Genomic DNA, 9,250 nt, shown 5'->3' on the forward strand with positions numbered 1-9,250 from the left:
TTGCCCATGTTTTTATGCAATTTTACTTGCATCAATAATATTATAATCTAAACCAACCATTTCTTTAGAAAGTCCTAATGCAAGTCCTACTAATTGTGATAAATGAATAATAGGCAATCTTGCTTTAGAATTAGTATAATCTTGAAATCTTTCTTGATAGATATCAAGCTGCATTTGACAAAGTGGACAAGGTGTTACAACACAATCAGCTTGATTTTCACTTGCATTATTGACAATTTGACTAGACATTTTTTTCACAGATTTTTCTGCAGGATAAGAAGCATGAAAACCACAACAATCAAGGCGTTTTTCAAAAGGAACTATTTTAGCCCCTAAAACTTCTACTACACTTTCAAAACTTTTTGGATTGGTTGAACTTTCTTTTTTACCGAAAGCATCTTCAGGTCTTAAACTATGGCAACCATAAAATAAAGCTACTTTTAAATTTGAAAGCGGCTTTTTCACCTTGCTTTTTAAATTATCCAAATCCTCATAAAGCTCCCACAAAAGACTTGTAATAGGCGTTGAACCTTGATATTTCATTCCACCTTGTGCTAAAAAAATATTGATGCGTTCTTTTGCACCCTTATCAAGAGTATTTTTTGCTTTAGTTAAAGTTAGCATACAAGTACTACAAGTTGTAAGCATTGGCATTTTCATCTCTTCTGCTAAAGCAATATTTCTTGCATTAGCTACCAAAGTCGCAATAGGATCAACACACTGCGCTTGAGAAGCCCCACAACAACTCCACCCCTTAATTTCATTCAACTTCCAACCCAAAATAGGTGCAATAGCTTCAAGTGAAATTTTAGATTCTTTTGCAGCTTGAGATAAAACACAACCTGGAAAAAAAGCGTATTCTTTTTGCATATTTTACTCCTTAACAGCAGCTTCTTGTGCCGCCTTTATCATTTTAACCAAATCTTTATGACCTTCTATTTCATCCTCGCCAAAAACATGCATAGGATTCATTTTTCCTGCACGCATAAGTTTAAAAGCTATATCTGTTTTACCCATAGAACCTATAACACCCTCAGAACGCAAAGCAAGATAAATTTCATTCAAGCGTCCTGAACCTTCAACTAAATCTTTATAAAAAGCTTCAGCATGATCAGGCCCTAAGCCTTCATTTAAACCTTTTTTAATCGCCATCACTCTTAAATTTGCTATATCACTTACTGAACTTATACCCTTTGGACAACGATCAGCGCACTCTTGACAATGAACACAAAGCCAAAGTCCATTCATTACGCTGGGTTTTACATGCAACATAGGATCCTTACCTCGAGAGTCTGCCGCTGCACGCCAAGCATGAGTAAAAACAAAAGGTTGCATATAATCGCTACTATCTGCTTCTAATTTATTACACTCTGAGGCACAGCTACCACATAAAATACAATCCCATTGCTTGCTAATACGATCAAATTCTTCTTGACTTTGTTTACAGCCCTTTTCCGCTGAAAATTCATTTTTTGCCACCATGGCAGGACGAATTTTTCTTAAATTTTCTATAGAAGGCTCCCAATCCACAATTAAATCAGAAATTACTCTAAAATTTCCAAGCGGAGAAATGCGTATACTTGAAGGATTATCATATTCTTTTAATAAATCTTGCATTTTAGTATCACAAGCAAGATAAGAATGCCCATTCACACGAACTGCACAAGCCCCACAAATTGCAGATTGACAAGAGGCGGTAAAATTTAAAGTAATATCTTTTGTTTTTTTGATAAAAAGCAAAAGAGAGAGCAGAGTTTTTCCTTGTATATCCTTATCATCAATATCATAACTTTGTTCATATTTTTCCTTGCCATTAAAACGATCTATGATAATTTTCATTGTACTCTCCTTCCATCAAGTGAAAACTCAGTTACCACGACATCTTTATAACTAAGTTTTAATTCATCATTTTCTAAATTTACAATGCTATGTTTTAAGAAATTTTTATCATCTCGCTTTGGATAATCTTCTCTAGTATGAGCCCCACGGCTTTCAAGTCTATTTCTAGCTGCTAAACAAGCACAGCGAGAAAGTAAAATCAAATTACCAAGCTCTACATAATCTGTAAAAGCAGTATTCATCACTTCATTAGGATTTGGAATACGAATTTTTTCATATCTCGCTTGTATATCTTCTAATTTTTTTGCTAGAAGATCGAGTTTTTCTTGAGTTCTAAAAATCCCCATATTATCCCAATTTTGACTTCCTAGCTCTTCTCGCAATTCATACATTTCTTGACCATTTCCGCCATTATTTGTAATTTCTTTAAATCTAACCTGCCATTTTTGAGCAAGTTCATGAGTTTTTACCCCTTTTCCAAAACTTGCATCTTTAGCATAATTTGTCGCACCAATGCCTGCTAAATGCCCTGTTACAACTGCATCGGCTAAAGAATTTCCCCCTAGTCTATTAGCTCCATGTATAGAAATGCAAGAAGCTTCTCCACCTACATAAATTCCAGCAATTTTAGTACTCATATCTTCAAATTTAGCCACTTCAATTCCACCCATAGAATAATGCGCCGTTGGACGGATAGGTACAGGAGTATCTACTAAATCAATATTTTCAAAAAGCATTGCAGTGTGACGAATTTTTGGTAAATCTTTTAAAATTTTTTCTTTTCCTAAGTGGCGTACATCGCACAAAACATAAGCTCCAAGTCCCTCGCCATAACCTCTACCTTCACGAATTTCTGTTTCTATAGCACGCGCAACCACATCTCGCGGTGCAAGCTCCATTTTTTCATGGTAATTTTTCATAAAACGCTCACCACGATTATTTAAAAGATATCCCCCTTCACCGCGCGCCGCTTCTGTAATAAGAGTTCCACCATTTGCAACTCCTGTTGGGTGAAATTGTATCATCTCAGGATCTTCAAAACCAAGTCCTGCTCTAAGAGCAGCTGCCACACCATCTCCTGTGGCAATAAAAGGAGTTGAAGTTCTATTATAAAATATCCTTGTGTATCCCCCTGTAGCAATCACCAAAGCTTTGCATAACACAGGATAAATTCCACCGCTTTGTATATCTCTTAAAACGACACCCTCGCATTTTCCATCCACAACACCTATATCCAAAAGTTCATGATCCATTAAAAATTTCACACCACTACTAATAGCATCATCTAAACAAGAATGCATTAAAATATGACCTGTTTTATCTGCAGAATAGTTACAGCGTTTCTTAGAAGCTCCTCCCATTAAACGCTGAGCTACTCCACCTTGCTCATTTCTTGAAAACAAGGTTCCTATAAAATCCATATTAAAAATAGCCTTTCCAGCTAATTCGCAAAATTTTAAAGCCGCGTCTTGATCTACCAAATAAGCTCCGCCTTTAATAGTATCATAAGCATGTAATTTATAGGAATCTCCATTAGAAAAATCAGTAACTCCATTCATTCCACCCTCTGCCATACAAGTTGCGTTACGCGATGGCATCATCTTTGTAGCTACTACAACGCTTAATTTTGGATTTTCTTTTCTCACTGCGGCTGCAGCACGCAAACCTGCTCCACCTGATCCAATTATCAAAACATCGCAAGAAGGTAAATTTGCATCTTTATCCATCTTAGATGAATCATCTAAAGCATAAACTCCACTTGAACTTGCAACTAAAGCTCCTACACTAATACAGGCTGTTTTTATAAAATCTCTTCTAGAAAATTCACCCATATCATTCTCCTTATTTAAAAAAATTAATAATAATTTTTAATGTAAGTCAATCTTACATAACCGCATGCCAAAAATCCAAAAACAAACTCTCCTTTCAATATAAAATGGATTAAAAACAAATTTATAATTTAGTAAATATAAAAAAGCATAAGATAAATAATCAAAGAAGATAGATGAATATAATAAAATAAATATTAAAAAATTTTTGCAATATATCATAATCTATTCCTTGCAAATTAAACGGAATGATTATACCTTAAAAAAATAACAAAAAGTTAATATTAATTAAGATAATATTTATCTTAATTAATATATAGTTAATAAAATTATCAAATCATTAAGCCTTAAAAAGCTTAAATTCTCCATTCATAAATTGCATTCTAGCGCTTAAATGATCAAGATAAAAAACTTCAAATTTTGGATTTTGCGGAGTTTCATAAAGATTTACAAGATAAGGATATTTTTTAAACATCATTTTTTTAACTTCTAAATTTGGTTCAAAAACCGCATTAGCCCTAAGTCTTAAAAAAGTCCCATCTTTTGCACAAGAACAAAATTCAATACCATTATAATTTTTTATATGCTTAAAAAGTCCTTTTGTATTTGCTGTGCAAAAATAAATTTTATCTCCCACAAGCAATGGACTTTGTATAGGACGCACTCTAGGATTTCCACAAGTTCCTAAAGTGGCTAAAAATGCTGGTGCATTATCATCTAAAAATTGTGCTATTTCTTTTAAATCCATCATTTTTCCTTACATATATAAACCACCATTGATCTTAAGCACATCGCCTGTCACATAAGAGGCATAATCACTAAGTAAAAACGCTACACAATTAGCCACTTCTTCAGGTTCTGCAAAGCGTTTTAAAGGGATATTGTCTTGATAGGTTTGTTTGATTTCATCACTTAAAACTTCAGTCATATCGCTTTTTATGAAACCTGGAGTCACACAGTTAAAGCGTAAATTTCTACTTGCTCCTTCTTTAGCAAAAGATTTAGTCATAGCTATCATTCCACCTTTACTAGCAGAATAATTTACTTGTCCAGCATTGCCCATTTCTCCGACAATAGAAGCGATATTTACAACAGCACCAAAACGTTTTTTACTCATGGTTTTTAAAGCTTCTCTACAACCTAAAAAAGCTGAGCTTAAATTTGTATCTACAACGCTACTAAAGTCCTCTAATTTCATTCTTAAAGCAAGTTTATCATTTGTAACGCCTGCATTATTTACAAGATAACTTAATTCTCCATCACTCTCAACTATAGTTTTTACACCGTTTTCAAACTCATCTTCTTTGCTTGCATCAAATTTAATCACAGCAGCAACGCCACCACTTGCAATAATTTCATCTTTTAAAGCATCTGCAAGTTCAGGTTTTGAACGATAATTGATCCAAACTTTAAGTCCAAAACCCGCCAAAGTTTTTGCGATAGAAGCACCTATTCCCTTACTTGCTCCAGTAATTAAAACATTTTTTCCACTAAATTTCATTATCTATCCTTAATAAGTTTAATTTTAAAAATTGCAATCTTAACAAATTTCTTATAAAAAAGGCAAACAAACTAAAATAAAGCCTCATTCATTTCTTTTGGAATTTCTAAGTCTAAAATTTTAAGCACGCTTGCAGCGATATTGCTAAGCCCCATATTATCTTTAATCTTTGAAACTCCCTTTGCTTGCACAAAAACAAAAACATCAAAAGTGGTGTGATTGGTAAGCAAATTTCCTTTTTCATCTTGCATAGCCTCGCAATTTCCATGATCACTTGTAATGATAAAAGCATAATCATGCTTTTTTGCACATTCTATAATCTCGCCCAAACAAGTATCCACCGCTTCGACAGCCTTTATAGCAGCATTAAAATCACCTGTATGTCCAACCATATCTCCATTTGCAAAATTTACCACTATAAAATCCTCACCCTTTTCTATGCCTTTTTTCACTGCATCACACACTTCAAAAGCACTCATTTGGGGTTTTTCATCATAAGTTTTTATCTTGGGGCTTGGGATTAAAACCCTTGTTTCATTTTCTAAAAGCTCTTCTTTTCCGCCATTAAAAAAGAAAGTTACATGGGCGTATTTTTCGGTTTCTGCGGTATGAAGCTGACTAAGCCCTGCTTTAGAAATCACTTGCGCTAAAGTATTTTCAATTTTTTCTTTTTCAAAAAGCACAGGGAGTTTAAATTTATCATCATAAACACTCATAGTAAGTAAATTTTCAAAGATTTTTTCGCGTTCAAACTCTTTAAAATCCTTAGAATTTAACACTTCAACAAGTTGTTTCATTCTATCATTTCTAAAGTTGATAAAGATAATGCCATCTTCTTCTCTCATGCCCTTGTAATTCTCATTTTGAGCTGCTTTGATAAACTCATCAGTAACATTTTCATCGTAAGATTTTTGTAGGTATTCTAATAAATTTGGCACTTTATAAGCCTTACCTAACAAGCACTCATAATACTCTTTTACCCTATCCCAACGCTTATCTCTATCCATAGCATAAAAACGCCCACAAAGCGTAGCAAAATGCACGCCTAAGTTTTCACAAAATTCTTTTAAATCTTTTATGAAATTTAAGCCACTTTTTGGACTTACATCACGCCCATCAGTGATTGCGTGAGCAAAAACTTCATTGCCATTTTTCGCACAAATTTCAAGCATGGCTTTAAAATGCGTATCCATAGAATGCACCCCGCCATCACTATAAAGCCCTATAATATGCACTCTTTTACATTTTGCTAAAAGTTTTTGTAAATTCTCATTTTTTTCAAGTTCTTTGTTTTCAATGGCTTTATTAATACGCACTAAATTTTGATAAATAATACGCCCACTTCCTATACACATATGCCCTACTTCACTATTTCCCATCTGCCCTTCTGGCAAACCTACAGCTAAACCACTCGTTTTTAGTAAAGAATTTGGGACTTCCTTAAAAAGCTTTTCATAACTTGGTTTTTTAGCTGCTTCAAAAGCATTAAACTTACTATTCTTATTATACCCTATTCCATCTGTAATAATTAAAACGCATTTTTGCTTCATTTTTCTCTCTTTTATAAGAATTTTTTTGGTTAGATTTTACTAAAATTAAACTTTTAAAAACCAAAAAGAAGGCTAGGTTTTGTATTATCTTTCAGATTTAAGTCATTATGCTTTTTTTACTTATATTAGTGTGCGTGCAGGATTTGCATTTTTTATCGCTTTATGTTTGTCTTTATTTTTAATGCCTAAATTTATTACTTGGGCAAAAGCTAAAAATGCTAGTCAACCTATTTACGAATACGCCCCAGAAACTCATAAAACCAAATGCCATACTCCAACCATGGGTGGGCTTATTTTCATTAGTTCTGCAGTAATCGCAAGTTTATTTTGTATCAAATTTGATAATATTTTTGCTATAAGTGCTTTACTTTGTTTGATACTTTTTTGTTTGATAGGACTCATAGATGATTTAGGCAAAGTTCTAAAAAAAAATAATCATTCAGGACTTAGTCCAAGAATGAAGCTTTTAGCACAAATCATCGCTGGACTTATCTGCATCTTACCTTTATATTTTAGTTCAGAGCTTAGCACGGAACTTTTTATACCTTTTTATAAACACCCTCTTTTTGATATGGAAATTTTTGCCATTGCTTTTTGGATTTTGGTTTTAATTTCTAGCTCTAATGCTGTAAATTTAACCGATGGACTTGATGGCTTAGCTACAGTTCCAAGCATTTTTTCTTTATCTACTTTAGGGATATTCTTATATTTGAGTGGAAATTTAAATTATAGTGAATATCTACTTTTGCCAAAAATTCAAGGACTTGGTGAAGTAGTGATTATTTGTGCTGCATTAATCGGTGCTTTAATAGGATTTTTATGGTACAACTGTTATCCTGCGCAGGTTTTTATGGGGGATAGCGGGAGTTTAGCTTTAGGTGGATTCATAGGATTTTTAGCTATCATTAGCAAAAATGAAATTTTACTTTTACTCATAGGTTTTGTTTTTGTTCTTGAAACTGTTTCTGTAATTTTACAAGTTGGAAGTTTTAAAATTTTTAATAAAAGAGTATTTAAAATGGCACCTATTCATCATCATTTTGAAAAAGTTGGCTGGGTAGAAAATAAAATTATAGTGCGTTTTTGGATGATAGCCTTACTTTCAAATTTACTTGCACTTGCATCAATAAAGCTAAGATAATGAAAATTTCACTTTTTGGATACGGAAAAACCACACGCGCTATTGCTGAAAATTTGGTAGATAAATTTGGGCCTTTTGATATCTATGATGATCATTTTACAGAAACAAAAAAAGATACACTAGGAAATTTACTTTTAAATCCTAATGATTTTGATGATAATTTAAGCGATATTGAAATTCCTAGTCCAGGTTTTCCACCAAAGCACAAACTCATTCAAAAAGCAAAAAATTTACAAAGCGAATATGACTTTTTTTACGATGTCATGCCAAAATCCGTTTGGATAAGCGGAACCAATGGCAAAACCACCACCACACAAATGGCTACACATTTATTATCACACATTGGTGCTGTTATGGGTGGAAATGTTGGAACTCCTTTAGCAGAGCTTAATCCTTATGCAAAACTTTGGATACTTGAAACTTCATCTTTTACCCTACACTACACTCATAAAGCTAAACCTGAAATTTATGCACTTTTACCTATAAGTCCTGATCATCTTTCTTGGCATGGAAGTTTTGATAATTATGTTCAAGATAAGCTAAGCGTTTTAAAAAGAATGAATGAATGTGATGTAGTAATACTGCCTAAAATTTATGCAAATACTCCAACAAAAGCTCATAAAATAAGCTATGAAGATGAAAAAGATCTAGCTGTTAAATTTGGCATTGATACGGAAAAAATTTCCTTTAAAAGTCCTTTTTTACTCGATGCTATCATGGCTTTAGCTATAGAAAAAATTCTACTTGATACTTTAAGCTATGAGCTTTTAAATAGCTTTGTAATGGAAAAAAATAAACTCGAAGAGCTTAAAGACAGTCAAAATAGGCTTTGGGTAAATGACACTAAAGCTACAAATGAAAGTGCTGTAATGGCTGCACTTAGTCGCTATAAAGATAAAAAAATCCATCTTATCATAGGGGGAGATGATAAGGGTGTAGATCTTAGCAATTTATTTGATTTTATGAAAGGATTTGATATAGAACTCTATGCTATAGGTATTAGTACTGAAAAAATGCTTGATTATGCAAAAAAAGCGAATTTGAAAGCCTATAAATGTGAAGTTTTATCTAAGGCTGTAAATGAAATTTCAAATCACTTAAGAGTCAATGAAGTGGCTCTTTTAAGTCCTGCTTGTGCAAGTTTAGATCAGTTCAACTCTTACGCAGAGCGTGGAAAAGTCTTTAAAGAATGTGTGAATAAAATTTAATTTATTTTACATATTAAACTTTCCAAACCCCTAAAAACACCCTATTCTCTCTAAAAACCCTAACCAGCAACAAACTCTTTTTTAAACACGATTCTAAGCACCATCTAAAACAACAATAAAAATAAACATAGGATTTATATATAAAGTAAGTAATGAAGACATTTAACAAGTCCGCAATGAGC

The 9,250-nt window shown here is 33.0% G+C and carries 9 protein-coding genes; 2 read left to right on the forward strand and 7 right to left on the reverse strand.

Annotation, left to right across the window (positions count from 1 at the left end; genetic code table 11):
* Positions 1-12: 12 nt before the first annotated feature.
* The 7 genes from sdhE to gpmI all read right to left on the reverse strand — a co-directional run bounded on the left by sdhE (position 13) and on the right by gpmI (position 6,719).
* Entirely contained in the window at positions 13-870 is an 858-nt protein-coding gene (gene sdhE / locus FBF15_RS06195) for an 8-methylmenaquinol:fumarate reductase membrane anchor subunit (RefSeq protein WP_002855106.1), read from the reverse strand.
* Positions 871-873: 3 nt separating this feature from the next.
* Positions 874-1,839, reverse strand: coding sequence for an 8-methylmenaquinol:fumarate reductase iron-sulfur subunit (sdhB, locus tag FBF15_RS06200; protein ID WP_002854950.1), 966 nt, complete (start codon positions 1,837-1,839; stop codon positions 874-876).
* A complete protein-coding gene (gene sdhA / locus FBF15_RS06205) occupies positions 1,836-3,671 on the reverse strand; it encodes an 8-methylmenaquinol:fumarate reductase flavoprotein subunit (protein WP_165434606.1) in 1,836 nt (611 codons plus the stop codon). Before sdhA ends, sdhB begins: the two co-directional genes overlap by 4 nt.
* Before the next feature lie 337 nt (positions 3,672-4,008).
* Positions 4,009-4,419, reverse strand: a complete 411-nt coding sequence (locus FBF15_RS06210; protein WP_072223319.1) for a pyridoxamine 5'-phosphate oxidase family protein — start codon at positions 4,417-4,419, stop codon at positions 4,009-4,011.
* A gap of 6 nt (positions 4,420-4,425) precedes the next feature.
* On the reverse strand, positions 4,426-5,169 hold the full coding sequence (fabG, locus tag FBF15_RS06215; RefSeq protein ID WP_002859879.1) for a 3-oxoacyl-ACP reductase FabG: 744 nt from the start codon (positions 5,167-5,169) through the stop codon (positions 4,426-4,428).
* Complete coding sequence (locus FBF15_RS09950) at positions 5,159-5,257, reverse strand: hypothetical protein (protein WP_002869268.1); 99 nt, start codon at positions 5,255-5,257, stop codon at positions 5,159-5,161. The genes fabG and FBF15_RS09950 overlap by 11 nt, the downstream gene beginning before the upstream one ends.
* The gene (gpmI, locus tag FBF15_RS06220; RefSeq protein ID WP_038816709.1) at positions 5,241-6,719 is read right to left on the reverse strand and encodes a 2,3-bisphosphoglycerate-independent phosphoglycerate mutase; all 1,479 of its coding nucleotides are present in this window, start codon (positions 6,717-6,719) and stop codon (positions 5,241-5,243) included. Before gpmI ends, FBF15_RS09950 begins: the two co-directional genes overlap by 17 nt.
* 79 nt (positions 6,720-6,798) lie before the next feature.
* Between gpmI and mraY the strand changes: the two genes are divergently transcribed.
* Both mraY and murD read left to right on the forward strand, forming a co-directional pair.
* Positions 6,799-7,860 carry a phospho-N-acetylmuramoyl-pentapeptide-transferase gene (mraY, locus tag FBF15_RS06225; protein ID WP_038816710.1) on the forward strand — a complete coding sequence of 354 codons (1,062 nt, stop codon included), beginning with the start codon at positions 6,799-6,801 and terminating at the stop codon, positions 7,858-7,860.
* Positions 7,860-9,068, forward strand: coding sequence for a UDP-N-acetylmuramoyl-L-alanine--D-glutamate ligase (murD, locus tag FBF15_RS06230; protein WP_038816711.1), 1,209 nt, complete (start codon positions 7,860-7,862; stop codon positions 9,066-9,068). Before mraY ends, murD begins: the two co-directional genes overlap by 1 nt.
* The last annotated feature ends 182 nt before the right edge of the window (positions 9,069-9,250 follow it).

Origin of the sequence: Campylobacter sp. CFSAN093233 (genome assembly GCF_011068165.1) — a bacterium.
In the GTDB taxonomy this organism is placed as follows: domain Bacteria; phylum Campylobacterota; class Campylobacteria; order Campylobacterales; family Campylobacteraceae; genus Campylobacter_D; species Campylobacter_D jejuni.

What these genes read in the sequence shown, in the direction of transcription:
- sdhE (WP_002855106.1), bottom strand. Translation starts at nt 870, where the DNA reads ATGCAAAAAGAATACGCTTTTTTTCCAGGTTGTGTTTTATCTCAAGCT.
- sdhB (WP_002854950.1), bottom strand. Translation starts at nt 1,839, where the DNA reads ATGAAAATTATCATAGATCGTTTTAATGGCAAGGAAAAATATGAACAA.
- sdhA (WP_165434606.1), bottom strand. Translation starts at nt 3,671, where the DNA reads ATGGGTGAATTTTCTAGAAGAGATTTTATAAAAACAGCCTGTATTAGT.
- FBF15_RS06210 (WP_072223319.1), bottom strand. Translation starts at nt 4,419, where the DNA reads ATGATGGATTTAAAAGAAATAGCACAATTTTTAGATGATAATGCACCA.
- fabG (WP_002859879.1), bottom strand. Translation starts at nt 5,169, where the DNA reads ATGAAATTTAGTGGAAAAAATGTTTTAATTACTGGAGCAAGTAAGGGA.
- FBF15_RS09950 (WP_002869268.1), bottom strand. Translation starts at nt 5,257, where the DNA reads ATGAGGCTTTATTTTAGTTTGTTTGCCTTTTTTATAAGAAATTTGTTA.
- gpmI (WP_038816709.1), bottom strand. Translation starts at nt 6,719, where the DNA reads ATGAAGCAAAAATGCGTTTTAATTATTACAGATGGAATAGGGTATAAT.
- murD (WP_038816711.1), top strand. Translation starts at nt 7,860, where the DNA reads ATGAAAATTTCACTTTTTGGATACGGAAAAACCACACGCGCTATTGCT.